General features: G+C 59.5%; 12 protein-coding genes and 1 pseudogene. 5 read left to right on the top strand and 8 right to left on the bottom strand.

Features of this window, described 5'->3' with window-relative positions; genetic code table 11:
• A pseudogene (locus ABEI27_RS03215) lies at positions 1–658 on the bottom strand (RNA-guided endonuclease TnpB family protein); the annotation flags it as partial.
• A 331-nt stretch (positions 659–989) separates the two neighbouring features.
• Between ABEI27_RS03215 and ABEI27_RS03210 the strand changes: the two are divergent.
• Entirely contained in the window at positions 990–2,216 is a 1,227-nt protein-coding gene (locus ABEI27_RS03210) for a hypothetical protein (RefSeq protein WP_375797974.1), read from the top strand.
• Between the two features lie 93 nt (positions 2,217–2,309).
• Here ABEI27_RS03210 and ABEI27_RS03205 read toward each other — a convergent pair whose 3' ends face one another.
• Both ABEI27_RS03205 and ABEI27_RS03200 read right to left on the bottom strand, forming a co-directional pair.
• Positions 2,310–3,704, bottom strand: coding sequence for a PAS domain-containing sensor histidine kinase (locus ABEI27_RS03205; RefSeq protein ID WP_375797973.1), 1,395 nt, complete (start codon positions 3,702–3,704; stop codon positions 2,310–2,312).
• A 107-nt stretch (positions 3,705–3,811) separates the two neighbouring features.
• A complete protein-coding gene (locus ABEI27_RS03200) occupies positions 3,812–4,171 on the bottom strand; it encodes a hypothetical protein (RefSeq protein WP_375797972.1) in 360 nt (119 codons plus the stop codon).
• 162 nt (positions 4,172–4,333) lie between these two features.
• Between ABEI27_RS03200 and ABEI27_RS03195 the strand changes: the two genes are divergently transcribed.
• Together ABEI27_RS03195 and ABEI27_RS03190 are read left to right on the top strand one after the other, a co-directional pair.
• Complete coding sequence (locus ABEI27_RS03195) at positions 4,334–5,041, top strand: glycosyltransferase family 2 protein (protein WP_375797971.1); 708 nt, start codon at positions 4,334–4,336, stop codon at positions 5,039–5,041.
• A gap of 75 nt (positions 5,042–5,116) precedes the next feature.
• Complete coding sequence (locus tag ABEI27_RS03190; protein WP_375797970.1) at positions 5,117–6,433, top strand: YbhN family protein; 1,317 nt, start codon at positions 5,117–5,119, stop codon at positions 6,431–6,433.
• 238 nt (positions 6,434–6,671) lie between these two features.
• On the opposite strand, the gene ABEI27_RS03185 is transcribed toward ABEI27_RS03190, so the two are convergent.
• From ABEI27_RS03185 to ABEI27_RS03170, 4 genes are all read right to left on the bottom strand, one after another.
• Positions 6,672–6,845, bottom strand: coding sequence for a hypothetical protein (locus tag ABEI27_RS03185; protein ID WP_375797969.1), 174 nt, complete (start codon positions 6,843–6,845; stop codon positions 6,672–6,674).
• 56 nt (positions 6,846–6,901) lie between these two features.
• Entirely contained in the window at positions 6,902–7,057 is a 156-nt protein-coding gene (locus ABEI27_RS03180; RefSeq protein WP_375797968.1) for a hypothetical protein, read from the bottom strand.
• A gap of 713 nt (positions 7,058–7,770) precedes the next feature.
• Positions 7,771–8,931, bottom strand: a complete 1,161-nt coding sequence (locus ABEI27_RS03175; protein ID WP_375797967.1) for a hypothetical protein — start codon at positions 8,929–8,931, stop codon at positions 7,771–7,773.
• Positions 8,932–9,282: 351 nt separating this feature from the next.
• A complete protein-coding gene (locus ABEI27_RS03170) occupies positions 9,283–10,500 on the bottom strand; it encodes an FAD-dependent oxidoreductase (protein ID WP_375797966.1) in 1,218 nt (405 codons plus the stop codon).
• Between the two features lie 404 nt (positions 10,501–10,904).
• Here ABEI27_RS03170 and ABEI27_RS03165 point away from each other — a divergent pair, with 404 nt between their 5' ends.
• The gene (locus ABEI27_RS03165; RefSeq protein WP_375797965.1) at positions 10,905–12,380 is read left to right on the top strand and encodes a lipopolysaccharide biosynthesis protein; all 1,476 of its coding nucleotides are present in this window, start codon (positions 10,905–10,907) and stop codon (positions 12,378–12,380) included.
• 26 nt (positions 12,381–12,406) lie between these two features.
• On the opposite strand, the gene ABEI27_RS03160 is transcribed toward ABEI27_RS03165, so the two are convergent.
• Positions 12,407–12,682, bottom strand: a complete 276-nt coding sequence (locus ABEI27_RS03160; RefSeq protein WP_375797964.1) for a hypothetical protein — start codon at positions 12,680–12,682, stop codon at positions 12,407–12,409.
• A gap of 427 nt (positions 12,683–13,109) precedes the next feature.
• On the opposite strand from ABEI27_RS03160, the gene ABEI27_RS03155 reads away from it, so the two are divergent.
• The gene (locus tag ABEI27_RS03155) at positions 13,110–14,183 is read left to right on the top strand and encodes a Gfo/Idh/MocA family protein (protein WP_375797963.1); all 1,074 of its coding nucleotides are present in this window, start codon (positions 13,110–13,112) and stop codon (positions 14,181–14,183) included.
• Positions 14,184–14,491 lie beyond the last annotated feature (308 nt).

Raw genomic sequence — 14,491 nt, 5'->3', positions numbered from 1 at the left:
GCCAGTGGTCGAACTCGTCGCCCGTCCAGAACGTGCCTGTTGAGGTGACAGCGAGGTTAGTCACACCAAGATCAACCCCGAGAACCGTTCCGTTCTCGGTGGTCGCCTGTTCCGGCGTGTCAGACTCCATCTCCTTCTTGCAGTGAATGTGAAGTTGCCACTCGCCGTGCTTCCGATGAAGCTCTGCCCCTGTCGTCTCGTACTCCTCGGAGAACAAGTATTCAGCGTGGGGCGTGTCGCTGTCTTCGTCTGGGAGCACGTAGTCGGCTTCAATCCGACCGTCTGTGGTGGCGAGAGAGACGTAGTCGTCGTAGAACGTGGCGGTGCGGTGGTCGTAGACGACGTGCGGCGAAGTCATACGCGGCTTTGACGCTTTCTTCCCATTCTTCCAGCGTGCAACGACGCTCTTACAGGCTTCTGCGGCTTTGTTTCGGGCAGCTTGGACAAGGCCGCCGTTGAACCCGTCTGTGGCTTCTCGAACGTCGTTGTAGGTTTCGTCGTCCAACTGTGTCTTGCTGGTCGTGACGTATTCGCCTTGGAAAGCGTGGTCTACGACGTATTGAGCAGACCAGAGAAACGTGTCTACAGTGTCTTCGAGAAGTGCGGCGTCGTCGCTATCCACGTCGAGTGTGACGGGAACAGTACGCCGCACTTCCATATCTTATATGTAGAGTCTATAATTTTTAAACATTAGGGAGTCGGTCTGCTACTGTCTGGTGGTTTGCTCCCCAGTTGTCGGCTTCATCCCACGGCTGAAGCCGTGGGTTTTCTCCTCGGATTTTCTATAAAGGTGCGATGGGCACGGTCCGGAATGACGCCGTCGGGCGCCCTTGCGTCGAGTATCTCTGGGCTTCCGCATCGTGGTTCGCTCGGGATCGTTCGACCCACTGCCTCTGCCGTCCGGCTCGGCTCCGGCCCGGAAGAAACTACCAACGAATAGTCAAATCGGGTATTTCAATTGGTCGCAGTTCTATGGCTCACCCACGGAAATGAGTGGGCCCGACGACGGCCGGCCGGCCAACTGGTTGCAACTCGCTCGTATTCTGGTCGTGGTTGCGCTCATCGCGGTAAGCGGGTGTAATGTGTATGGAGGCTCACCCGACGCCGAGAGCGCGTTGCCATCACAGCAGGAGGCGGCCGACCAGTTCGCTTCACTCGAGACGCTCCGTGCCAACGTGACCACCGTTCAGACGCGAAACAACGCCACGATAACCACGGTGGTACAGAAGTACCAGCGCTTCGACCCGTGGTCGTACCGCGATCGAGTGCTGTCGATAAACCGAACAGAGGGGGCGAGAGAACCGCTCGTCGCCGAGGGCGGATTCGTCGTCGTCAACGAATCGACGCTCGTGTACTACGATCCGGCCTCCGGGCGACTCACCAGAGCCACCATCGGTGGGACCGACAGTTCTGCGGAACCGCTGTATCCACGGCTCGTCGGTGCGGCGCGCAGCGGGCAGCCAATCAGCCGTCCCACTACGACCCCGGGGGTGTCCGCTCTGCCACGGGTCCCCGCCGGCGACAGATCCGGGCAAGAGGGGAACGGGTCGACGACCTACAGAGAGGGCAACGTCTCGGTCGTGTACGCCGGCACGGAGATGATCGACGGCCGAGAAACCTATCGGATGGAGTTGACACCGGCTTCGTCCGAAATGTCGCTGAAGACCCAGACGCTCTGGCTCGACACGGAGTACCTGTATCCGGTGAAGCGACACACGAGGTTCACCGCCAACGGCGACGAATACGAGTATACGGTCACGTTCCGGGACGTAGAGTTCAACCCGACGCTCGATCCGGAAATCTTCCGCGTCGAGGCCGATGAGGTCCCGGCTGACGCCCGTCAGGTGCGGTTCGACGATTACGAGTCGGCGGCGGCGATGGACGACGCACTGGACTTTCCGGTCCCGGAACCCACGGTCCCCGAGGAGTTCAGTCTCGATTCGGCAACACACCGCACGGCCAATCCGGAACTCGTCAGTCTCCGGTACGAACAACCGAACTCCGACGCCCAAATTACCGTCTTCGTGAGCGAAACCGTGGCCAACGACACGTCCGGAACCCCGATTCAGATCGGTCAGTACGAGGCTCGACGGATGCAGATGAACGGCACGACAGCGATAACGTGGGTCGCAGACGGCTACACGTTCCGCGTGAGTGGCCAAGTCGAGACCGACACCCTCCTTCGAGTGGCGCGATCTGTCGCCGAAACCGCCTGAGAGCAGGGTGTCGGTCGAACCGAAGTCTCGGCCACGACGCCTCCCAACTCCTGTCGATCCTCGTCGAGAGTGCTGAATCCCCCGTGCGGCCGCTCACTTCACGAGGTCGACGCCGGTGAACTCGAACCGGGCCCCGCCGTCAGTTCCATCGACGACTGCAACTCTCCAGGCGTGAGCCTCCGCGATCCGTTTGACGATCGTCAACCCAAACCCGGTTCCTCCGCTAACGGACGTTTGACCGGGTTGAAACACCTGTTGACGGTCCGCTTCGGGAATCCCCGGCCCAGTGTCTTCGACGTAGATCCCGCGGCCACTGATCTGGCCCACGCGGACAGTCACGTCTTTCCCGCCGTGGTCCAGCGCGTTCCGAAACAGGTTCTCGAAGATGTGCTGGAGGCGACTCCGGTCGCCACGCAGTGTGACTTCGTCCTCGATCTCGATGGTAGCCTCGTCCGTTCGGACGTTCTTCCAGCACGCACCGACGAGATCTGCCAACGCTATCGGTTCCGGATCCGAGACCGCCTGGCCCTGTCTGGCGAGGGTGAGCGTATCCGTGATGATCTCGTCCATTCGGTCGAGTGACTCGACAAGCGGGGCCAGATGCTCGGTTTCGCCGTCTCGACCCAGCAGTTCTGCCCGGCCCTGTGCGACGTTAAGAGGGTTCCGCAAGTCGTGCGACACCACGCTCGCGAACTCGTCGAGCTGCTCCTTCTGATTCCGGAGCTGTCGTTCTCGTTTGACCCGGTCGGTGATGTTCCGTGTGATGCCGATGATCTGGGTCACGTCGCCGTTCGTAATAACGGGTGTGAGAATCGTCTGCCAGAACCGCGCGCCCGCGTCGACGAGGAGTTCCTCTTCGTACGAGATCGACTCTCCGGCCCGGACACATCGACGGTAGTTCGCGTCCAACTCCGCGCCGATGTTCTCGCCGAACACCTCCCTCGGCGTCTTTCCACGGACCTCTTCGGTCGTGATCCCGATCTGTTCCTCGTACGCCCGGTTCAGGCGCTCGAAGCGAAACACGTCCTCCGAATCCGTCGGCTCGACAGCGAGACAGAAGATACTGTCGTCGACGCTTTCTAAGAGTGTCTCGTACTCCTCAGCGAGCAGCCGATAGCGCTGTTCCTGTCGTTTGCGCTCGGATATGTCTCGACTGTTCACGAGGATGCCGTCGATGGCCGGATCCTCGAGGCGGTTTTGCAGCGTCGATTCGATCCAACACCACGAGCCATCCGCTCGGCGAAACCGCGTCTCGATGCTCTGTGAGTCCTGTGGGTTTCGCTTAACGGCCTCGACAGCCGCAGCGACGTCGTCGCGATCATCCGGATGCTGGTACTCGTACCCGAGTTCACCCGTTAACTCCGCAGGGTCGTACCCGAGCGTCTCTCTGACTGAGGGACTTACGTACCTAATCCTCCCATCCGAGGCAATAATCGTCGCGATATCGGAGAGTTCCTCGACGATCCTCCGATGCAACGTCCCGTCCATACGGGACGTATGACGCGGTAGCATATAAATAAACGAGCAACTCCACGGTTAGCGAGGGGTGCTGAATTTACCGGTAGCGCAGGCCGGGACCGACTGAAGCGACTGGATCACTGCCCGCGTTGGTAGAGGACGACCAGCGAGGCGATGAGAAGAATCTGGGCGGCTTTATCGATGGCCTCAATCGGCGAAATTGCGGGCTGTACGCGCTGATTGAGCCACAGGTATAGGACAATCTGGAGCAGGGTGAAACCCGCGCCACCGACGTAGAGTTGCTGCCGGCGGTAATTGCGGAGAAAGAGGACGATTCCGCCGAAGAACCCCAATCCGGCGAGAAGGAACGATACTGGCTGCGCTCCCGGAAAAAACTGGACCCCAAGAACGAGGTGTATCACACCGGTAATGGCCGCCAGGCCGACAGCGATCCACTGCAGTGGGGTCACGTCGTTCGTCTCGATTGCCGCGCTCATACCTCTTTGCTGACCGGCAAGTAACTAATACTGTCGGACACAACTGTTTCAAGATATTCGCCGCCCGGAGCGGCGAAATTCTTCACGGACTTGTGTCCGACAGTATAATATATGAGGGGTCAAGCAGTAGATATATCATTCAGAGGCTTGCGAGTGTGACGTATGGCGATCGAGTTTCAACGGACGGCGAGTGACCCCGTTGTTTCGGTGGTGATACCCTCTGTTCCCGAATACGATCATCAACCGACTCTCGCCTGTCTCGATACCCAAACGCTGGACGAGCCCTACGAGGTGCTGCTCGTAAACGACGCGTCACTCGACCGGTCGGAAGCACGAAACATAGGGCTGAAACACGCCAGTGCGGACATCGTGGCACTGACTGACGACGATACCAGGCCTCCCGAGGACTGGCTGGACGCGATCTATCGGGAGTTCCGCGCGGATCCAGCGTTAGTGTGTCTAGAGGGCTCTATCTACGGGGGGTGTCGGGACTTCGGCCCCCGTCACTACGTCGGGTGCAACCTGGCCGTCCGACGCGAGGCCGCACTCGATATCGGCGGGTTCCGCTCGGCGTTTTCCGAATGGCGGGAGGACGTCGAGTTCGGCTGGCGGATGGAGCAGGAAGCAGACGGCGTCTGTCGGTACAGTTCTGCGGTCCGAATGTGCCATCCGAGTACACCACGGACGGCGTTCGACCGAGAACTCGAACGAAAACTGCGGAGCGAATATCCTGAACATTACGACGAGGTAATGAACGCTTCGGTGTTCCGACGACTCCACCGCCGGGCCCGCGAACTCGGCCTCACCCAGCGGGTCCACAGAGGCCTGAATCGGATTCGTCGAGCACTGGGCGATAGTAATGTCACGTAGGTGTCGTTTGACGTGCGTACTACCCACATATGCAGTTGCGTTTTTTTACGCTCCAGGTGCTAGCATTCAACTGTGATGGGTGGTCCCGACGGGACCCCGTCTTCGGCGGGTATCGACCATCGCTGGCTGCGTGCCGTGAGCGCGTTTCTTATCGGTGGCGTGCTTATGGGACTGTACCTCTGGGTCGTCGGTGTAGATGCGATACAACAGGCGCTCACCCAGGTCTCCACGCGGCGACTGGCTTCGCTCGCCACGGTCGGTGTGATTCCGCTCGTCGTCTGGGGAGTGGCGTTACACCTCGTCTTCGTCCGACTCGGCATCGTCACGCGGCTCACCACAGCCGTGCTACTGTTCAGCGCATCGGGGTTCCTGAACGGGATCACGCCCTTCGGGCAGGTGGGCGGGGACCCCATAACTGCGCTGCTCTTCAACAACTCGCTCGGGACCGACTTCGAGACGGGACTGGCCGCAATCGGGAGCGTCAACGCGCTGAATCGGATTGCAGCACTGCTCTTGGGACTGGTCGGCGTCGCGTCTCTCGGGACACGGGTCGCGTTCAGTCAGACGATCGAATTTGCTGCGGCGGTCACCGTCGCGCTGACACTCGGGGTGTTCGTCGCGGCGGTCGTCGCCTGGCAGTACCGACAGCGACTCATCCAGCGGAGCGCGACGACGGTGGCCGTTCTGCTCGCCCCGGCCGGTCGCCTCCCCTTTGTCACCCCGCCCTCGCGCGAGTCGCTCGCACAACGAGGACACCGATTCACCGGTGCGATCAGTACGCTGGTCGAGTCACCCGGCACGCTCGGACTCGTCTTCGTTGCCAGCACCGTCGGCCAACTGGCCGTCGCGTCGACGCTGTGGGTTGCGCTCGCTGCCCTCGGTAGTCGTCCTCCATTCGTCGTGGTGGCGTTGATGATCCCGATCGCGAAGCTCAGTGGGTTGGCGCCGACACCAGGAGGCTTCGGGAGTGCTGAGGCAATACTCACCGCACTGATGGTTGCGACGACCGGGGTCGATCTCGCCAGCGCCGGTGCGGCCGCACTTCTGTATCGGGCCGCCGCCTTCTGGCTCCCGTCCATAGCCGGGGCCGTGGCGACGGCCTGGTATGCGACGCGGAAACCGCTGTCCCCGGACGAGCGTTCGGGACCGCCCGACGGGCTCTATTCGACGCTAACCCAGCGGGCAACCGAGATTGGGACGGGGACCGTCACGTTGGCCGTTGCCTCTCTCGCGCTCGCCGGACTCCTGTGGCTCGGCGTACACAACCGGCAGGTTCTCATCGAACCCGGAAACCCGCTGGTGCACATAACGCGAGACAGTGCACTGGCCGTATTGAGTGCTGGAATGGTGTGGCTGGCACTCAGGCGGGCGACCACGAAATGGCTCGACTGACGACACCAGCGCGCACGCCGTTCTCGCTGCGATCTGTGGTCTCTGCGAACGGTGCGTCGTCGCCTGTCACCCGACAGTTCTCTCTTCTCAATGCGTAGCCACAGACACGACCGCGAACCCGACAGGGGCACAGACTATCTGAGGCCAATCACACAGGGTGATCAAACGACTTCAGTGCAAGCGATCCCCGAAGAAACAAGCACTGCACGGTCTTCTTTCGGTCTATCGTCGCGCCTACTCACCGTTCGTCGTCACTGTCGTCATCGTCCTCATCTTCCTCGTCGCCTTCGCCCTCTTTTTCATCGTCATCTGACTGTTCGTCTTCGTCGCCCTCTTCGCGCTCGTCGTCTTCACTCTCCCCTTCATCGTCCTCTGACTCGTCCGGTGGAGGGTCCATTTCAGCGTCGACCACCGTTGTCGTCCGGGTCGAGGTGGTCCTGGCCCCGTCGTCGTCGGTCACGCTGAGCGTCACTTCGTGTTCACCGAGTTCGTCGAGTCGATGGCGACCGAGAAGTTCGCCCCACTCCCGGCTGCGATGTACGATGCCCCAGCAACGGGCGCGGCACTCAGCACGAATACGAACACGAGCACGCCGATTACGACTGCGGATTGAGGTCCATACATTGGATTGTCCTCCTCACCGCCTCCGCGAACGGTGCCCACCGCTCCGGTCGTCCATCGGATGGACCGATGGCCTCCGAGAACGAGCGACGTGAGTCCGATATATTTGTCACTGAATTATTATAATTATTTCGGGACGAATCGAAAGGCACTGGACCCGAGGCTCCGCCCGGTGTGCGGTCGAGTGGCCAATATAGTAGCGTTTGGAACTGATTGCACAGCCTATCGTCCGTAGTCGTGCGATCGAGTGAGCGAAGACTTGCACACGCTACTATAGCTTGAGTAATGCTTCCTCACTGTCGTCGTCGACGCTCGCGTATAGCGATCAGAAGTATATCTATCATTCGTGTACAGTCGCGGCCGTCTGACGAGGGACTTTTCGCCTTCCTCCCGACATTGAATCTAATCTGACGGGAGACGTGGTCCGTCCCGAAAGTCTGATACTGAATAGTCTGGTCTCTCATCGGTGATAGCCGTGAACGTGGGTGGCGATCACCGGCAGACAGTGAGACTAGTCATTATGAATCAGGCTTTGATGACTTAGCGGCTCGGTTTGAACCCAGCCCTCGTCTCCCAGTGAGAGTCACACCTGATGAGTGTTCCGAGAGAAGCGACAAAGAATGAATAGACGACAATTCGGGAGCCGGGTTTTCACTGCCACCGTGTCATCCGTTGTCTGAAAATGAATTCCGAGCCGTGCGACTCGAGTTTCCCGGTTACGACTGGTTAAAATCGGTAAAATTGGTGGTGGGTTTGGGTAGTGTGACCGTCGGAATGGTAATCTGTTGTAACGAAACTTTCGGGATAGTAATCGTTGGGAGAGTAACCCCCGGAACGTTGAGCCGAGGAAGCGACACTGCGCTCAGTTTGAACTCTGGCAGATTCACCGAAGTATTAGGTAGGCTTACCTTCGGAATATTTATCATATTTATTGAAATTGTAGGGAAATTAGTGTTAAGTATACTACTATTCAAATTTTTAATAACGGAGTTAATCGTACCCACGATATCATCTATCACCGTTTGGACGAACCCCTCGATGTTTCTCAAGGCGGTATTCACGTCATTTTCGATATTAGTAAAGCCTTGATTGAGGACACCAGCCACGTTCTCAATAGCCCTCGCCACGTCGTTAACTTCGTTTTCGAACAGGCTACTGATGCTGGAAATTGCCCCTTCTATGTCCGTCGCGGTGGTATTAAATTTCGTCTCGAGACTGTTCTGGAGGAAGTCGACCACTGACTGGACCTCTCCAACCAGCGTGTTGAAATTCGTCTCAACCGTACTTGCGATGTCGTTCAGCGTTGTTTCGATGGATCCAAGAGCGCTATTCAAATTCGATTCGACCGTCTGGAGATCGGAGTTGACCCAACTTTCGATTCTCGTCAGGGCAGTGTTGATAGCCGCGGCGTTTGCCTCTATGAAGTTTCTGTTGTCCTGAATGTCGGATTCGATGTCGGCGAGTCTCGTTTGGATATCTGCGAGTTGCTTCCCATCGAGCGTGTCGGCGTCAAGATTCGACCCAGGTCCGTCCTGGACGTTGAGAACCCCTTTTTTATCCACGCCCAGATTTTCACCCCTGAAGTTCTCGATCTCTACTTTGTCCTGTTCCTCTTCTCTCCCCCCATCCCCTTCCTCTTCTTCTTCTTCACTCTCTTCATCGTCGCCTCGTCCACGTCGGGTCTGTGCTTGAGCCGAATCGCTTGCGGCCCCGAGTCCTCCGATTCCCAAGATCGTCAGCAGTGTGTTCCGCCGGGAGAGTGGCCAAGATTGCCGTCCCTGTTCGGATGACTGCTCGTGCTGTTCGTTCGTCGTCTCCTTCCCGTCAGCTGTTTCGGAATGCTGGCTGTCGTCTTGCCTCTGTGTCTGGTCTGTCATATGCGGTTCCAATTTCGTTTGTGTCGTCTCGTCCGGCTAGCCGGTTCCACGAGTGACAGTGTCGTCTGGCGATTCCTGTTTGTTTTTTATCACTTACAGTAATGCATTACAAACGACTATATAAATTTTTTGCGAGTGATTTATTCAGCCCCGAAGCCCCCCGGCCGGCCAGTTCTACTGAAGACGGATAGAGGCGCACCTGAGCAACATCTCACCGAACTGTGTAGCGGGCTCCTCGTTCTCGCCACTCCACACGCGACCGCTGTCAGTTGTCGAGGGTTCCGCGTTCAGCACCTGAAGCAGTTCGTGAAATGTGGGTGCGAGCGCCCGGCCCCGAACGACCGCGAGTGGTCACCCGACGACGTCGCGATCTGTCGGATTCAGTCCGTCGTACTTCTCGACGTACTCGTCGAGTTGTTCTGCATCTTCACTTCCGGGCAGCTGTCGAGTCGCGGTTTCGCACGTCGCCTCGACGTCGAGTTTGTCACACACCAGATCAGCCGTTGTCTCGGCCATCTGCCGGTAGGTCGTCAGTTTTCCACCGACGATACTGGAGATGTTGTCGACGCCGTCGTCGGCGTGGTCGAGGAGGAAGAATCCCCGCGAGATACCGCGTCGGTCCGTATCGCTTTCGTCGGGTTCGTACAGCGGTCGAAGCCCCCACCAGGTTCGCACCGTCGGCGCGTTGTCGACGGCCGGGAGCATCTCCGAACACTCCTCGAACGTTCGTTCGATCTCCCAGTCGGCCTGCTCGTACTCGTCGGGGTCCGAGACCGGAACGCTCGTCGTTCCCAGCACGGCCTCGTTCTCGTGCGGAAGGACGATGTCGCCGTCCTCCGGGTCACGACATCGGTTGAGTGCCACGTCGAGGCCGTCGTACTCGACCGACACCATCACCCCACGCGACGGTGCCATTCCCACGCTGAGTCCGGCCATCGACGCGACCTTGCCGGCCCACGCACCCGTTGCGTTGACGACGTAGTTGGGTTCGATGACGTTGTCGACGGTGCCACCGAGGCGGACAGACGTCACTTCTCCACCTTCCACTGTCATCTCTTCGAGCGGTGCGTGCTGGTGGATAGTCGCCCCGTTGTCCTCGGCGTCAGCGGCGTTTGCCGCGACGAGCCGCGATGGGTACACCACGCCGTCGGGAACCCACATCGCTCGTTCGACGTCGGCCGAGAGGTCAGGAACCCGTTCCCGGGCTTCATCAGCGCTCAACTCCTCCGTCTCGATTCCGACCGCCTTACACGCATCGCGTTTCGTCTCGAAGTACGACGCGTCGTCGCTGGCTAACTGGACAAAAATGCCACCGGTGTCTCGGATGCACTCGCCCGCAATCGACCGCAGGATTTGGTTCTCTTCGATGCATTCTTCGGCGCCAGCGCGGTCTGATTCGGCGTACCGCGCGCCACTGTGCAAGAGGCCGTGTGAGCGGCCCGACGCGCCACTGGCCAGTCCACCCCGTTCGACGAGCGTGACGTCGACGCCGCGAAGCGCCAGGTCCCGTGCCACTCCTGCACCGGTTGCTCCGCCGCCGACGACGAGTACTGTCGGAGAATCCGTCATAGCAGCATACAGGGTTTGATGCTAATAGTAGTATGGAAAGAAAGTCGTTCTCGCTCAGCGTTTCTCTCTCCGATCGTTGCCCGATAGCGAGAGGGGTTACTCAGGAATGCGGATTGTCTCGTTCACGAGTTCGGGTGACCAGTTCGTAACGCGGTCGCTTCGGGATCTCGCTACCACCGCCTTGCCACACACGAAGAGGCGCACGTCTGAATCGGTCTGTAGTGATTAGAGAGATGCCCATCTAATCATATTTTTATCATTTCTGTGTTCGCTCGATTTTCTGATCAATCAGAGCGGTCGGACGCGGATTCCCCGGGGTCGTGTCCCACACCTGTCCTGCCCATTGACGCCTCCGCCGACCCTCACGCGCCAGCGTCTTGTACGTACCATCCTAACCGAACATAATGGTTGAGCGGCGCGATGGCGACGAAGTTGGCCTGATGGATTCTTCTATTCGAACCGTTGGCGGAGCCCTAGTTTCCACGCCGCTGTACGTCCTCAGCGGGATCGTCTACGCGGCCGTAACCTCGCCCGCAGCCACTGGAACGTTCTTTTTTGTCTCGATTGCGACAGCCCTGGTGCTCCGCCCGATACGGGGAATCAGCCAAACGCTACAGAAAATCGGCAGCGAACCCGGCGAAACCGTCGGTTCGTACCTCGGCGTGGCGCTGTTGTTCGCCGCCGGCTATCTCATAGTCGGTAGCGGCGTCGCGACCGTCATCGCCGATACGCTCACTCGCCGGACGGTGTTCACCGAAGGCCTCCTCGTCCCCGTTGGGGTGTACGCTGCGTCGCTTTCGGTCTCGATGATCGTCCTGAGCCTGCTCGGCGCGATCGGATATCCGAGCGCACAGACGTGGCTCGGCGGTGCCCATCTCGGAGTCCAGTTGCTGCTCATCGTCATATTCGACGCGGTCGTCGCCTCGGCGGCGGAGTTGCTCCTCGTCAACGCCGGTGTCCGACTCGCGCTGTTCGTACCGGTGGGCATCGCCCTCGGGGTGATTCCGCGGATCCCGGGTCGTCACGCAGTCACCCGAGCCTGGAAGTTCGCCAAGTGGAGTATCCCGGATCAGATTCTGGACCGCTTCTCGTACAATATGCCCGTGTTCGTGCTGGGCGTCGTCGGGACTCCGGCCGCGGTGGGGATCTACGAGGCCGCAGACCGATTTGCAGACTTCGGAGCGACGATCTCCTGGCGGCTCTCATCGCCGCTGCTCACGAAGGTGAGCGGTGACGCCGCCTCGGGAAACGACTACGACACGTACCTGCGAGGTGCCATCACCGGTGGCACGGGAGTGACGTTCGTGGTCTTCGGTTACCTGCTCAGCGCACACGGCATCGTTGCACAAATCGCGTTCGCTGAGGCGCAGCGAGCCTTCTCGACGACAGTGCTCATCGTCGGCGGCGTGAACATCCTCCGCGGGTTCTGGACGTTGACCTCCCACGCGATGGAGGGACTCGGGAAACCGAGCGTGAGTTTCCGGACGAAACTCTACGGGTTGGTGGTGAGCGTCCCGATTCCGGCGCTGTTCGGTGCAGAGTTCGGGGCGCTTGCGGGCGCCGTCGGATACGGAGTGATGAACCTGGTCGTGTTCGTCTACGTGTGTTACTACGCCCGCGACGTACTCGGATACATCCCGGTCGATAGACAGACGACATTGCACCTCTTGCTCGGCGGCGTCGTCGGATCCTCGCTGACGTTCGGCGTCGTCGCCGGAGCGACTCGAAGCGGACTGTCCCCCACGGGCGTGGCAGTCACCGCCGCAGTGGCCTGTCTCGCTGGATTCGGCGGTGTCCTTCTCGCCGTGTCGACTCCGACCCGCGTGGCTGCACGCCGCGTCGTGACGATGCTCCGTGGGCGGTCAGGCAACCGCGCGTAGCGGAGAACACCTGGGTTCGCCCCAACTCACCGGGGTGCGACCTCGAACCGGCCCGCATCGACGAGGCCGACGAACTCCATCGGTTCGAACGTCGTTCCGGGGGTGATGACCCCTGTTTGCCCGCCTGGCGGCCAGCCGATCGACTCCTCGACTTCGTACTCGGTGGCCGGTTCCACTGTCACGCCAGAGTCGTCGATGCGCGACACCCACAACACCCGGTCGTACTTGCTGTCGTAGAGCCCGTCCCCGACTCGAACGGTCGTCTCGTCGGTTTCGAGCGAGGGTACGCTGGAAGAGTCCACGTGTAACTGAGTTAGGGTCCCAACGGGAATAAGGCCTGCCGACGAGGCGTCGGTTGCGGCGGTCGGTCAGTCGATTGGCGTCCTGGATCAGGTGGCAAGTGAACAGCTCAGATCTCACTATCGGCCAGTCCGAACAGCCCAGAGCCGATTCCTTTTATCGGTGATCAGTGAATCAGTCCGCTTATTATGAGCCGATTACAGCAGACAGCGCGAGACGCGGAGTGGTCATCCATCACTGGTATTCTCCATCAGTGGTCTCCTCCGATTCACCGAGGCCATCCCTGATTGAGATCAACAACAGCAAGAGACACGGCCAACGACGTGGCTCACAGCAGCCACCGAAAAAGCAACAAACAGTGCACTAATCAAGCCGTCCAGAGTGCCGAGCGGGGGCAACATTTTGTGATACAAAAGTGTAGGTATCCCTGTGCTGAATACGGCAATCGTTGGTCTGGGGAACGTGGCGAGATGGCATTATCGCGCGATCGAGCGAACCGCTGGCGTCGCACTCACCGCTGTCGCTGATCTGGACGAGTCGGTAGTACAGAACCGAGCCACGGAGTGGGGAACGACGCCGTACACGGACGTTGAGGAACTCTTAGCGTCCGAACAGGTCGATTGGGCGCACGTCTGCACGCCGCTCGCCAGTCACGCCGAAGTTGCTCGGCAGTGTCTCGAGGCCGGCGCACACGTCCTCGTCGAGAAGCCGATGACCGCAACGCGGCAGGAGTACGAGTCGCTGGTTCGTCGCGCGGACCACCAGGACCGTCGGGTCACCGTAGTGCACAATCAAGTGAACTACCCGCCGTTCGTTCGGGCCCGTCAGTTAGTCGAAAGCGGACGGTTTGGAAGGATCCACGGCGTCTCGGTTCGCTGGCTGGAGAACAACGACCCACGAGAACCGGGACGGGGAGAGTGGGTTCTCGACCTCCCCGGTGGGGAGTTCGGCGAAGGAATCGTTCATCCGATATACATCGGCCTCCGAATGGCGGGCTACCCGGCCAACGAGGAGGTGATCGACACGCAGCGTATCAACACCACCGGCGACGAATCCGTCGAGTACGATGGAATCGCCGTTTCGTACTCGACGGCAGACGACGTGGTCTGTACGATTCAGCACCACTCGAACGTTCAGGGATCCCGACAGGTCGAATACTTCCTCGAAGAGGGCCGGATCGTCGCAGACATCCCGACACAGACCGTACAGGTGTATCCGGAAGGCTACGGCGGCAACGCCACTGTCGACAGGCCAATACTGAACGCCGCCTGGTGGAGTGTCCGTAACGCCGCAAGTGCGGTCCAATCAGCCGCTAGCATTCAATTCAAGCAACTGGTCGCGGACCTGCGTGATGAAGAATTTACTGTCCACGACACGCACACACCGGTAATTCGGCAGGAGGCCAATGCCATTCGGGGTACCGGCGACGACCCAACACCACGCGCTGAGGCAGACTGGACAAACCACATTTTCACCCGTATCAACGGTGACTCGACTTCGTGATTCAGGTGGGCCTACAGGACTTTTCCTCGTGGTGTGAGGCTTCGCACTATGACTCGTGGAGTGCAATATGTAGATAGATTTTAGTGACTGATTCGTCCGAGGAAATGTGGAGCAGGTCTTTGCTCTGACGAGGAACTTCGAAGGCTTTGGGGACTGAAGTGGATACGCAGTAACGAGAGATCAGTCAATATTGCTGGGAGTTGAAATGTATCCGACCGGGACACAGGTGCGGAGTCTCGTTGGACAGGGGATGAGACTCGATCTGGCATCTCTCGATCCGAATAGCCAACCGGAGGTATCCACCCTGT

Origin of the sequence: Halobellus sp. (assembly GCF_042218505.1) — an archaeon.
GTDB lineage: Archaea > Halobacteriota > Halobacteria > Halobacteriales > Haloferacaceae > Haloquadratum.
This window is presented reverse-complemented; position numbering and strand designations above follow the sequence as displayed.

Excerpts from the sequence above, each read along its gene's own strand:
- ABEI27_RS03210 (WP_375797974.1), top strand. The coding sequence starts at position 990 with ATGAGTGGGCCCGACGACGGCCGGCCGGCCAACTGGTTGCAACTCGCT.
- ABEI27_RS03205 (WP_375797973.1), bottom strand. The coding sequence starts at position 3,704 with ATGGACGGGACGTTGCATCGGAGGATCGTCGAGGAACTCTCCGATATC.
- ABEI27_RS03200 (WP_375797972.1), bottom strand. The coding sequence starts at position 4,171 with ATGAGCGCGGCAATCGAGACGAACGACGTGACCCCACTGCAGTGGATC.
- ABEI27_RS03195 (WP_375797971.1), top strand. The coding sequence starts at position 4,334 with ATGGCGATCGAGTTTCAACGGACGGCGAGTGACCCCGTTGTTTCGGTG.
- ABEI27_RS03190 (WP_375797970.1), top strand. The coding sequence starts at position 5,117 with ATGGGTGGTCCCGACGGGACCCCGTCTTCGGCGGGTATCGACCATCGC.
- ABEI27_RS03180 (WP_375797968.1), bottom strand. The coding sequence starts at position 7,057 with ATGTATGGACCTCAATCCGCAGTCGTAATCGGCGTGCTCGTGTTCGTA.
- ABEI27_RS03175 (WP_375797967.1), bottom strand. The coding sequence starts at position 8,931 with ATGACAGACCAGACACAGAGGCAAGACGACAGCCAGCATTCCGAAACA.
- ABEI27_RS03170 (WP_375797966.1), bottom strand. The coding sequence starts at position 10,500 with ATGACGGATTCTCCGACAGTACTCGTCGTCGGCGGCGGAGCAACCGGT.
- ABEI27_RS03165 (WP_375797965.1), top strand. The coding sequence starts at position 10,905 with ATGGTTGAGCGGCGCGATGGCGACGAAGTTGGCCTGATGGATTCTTCT.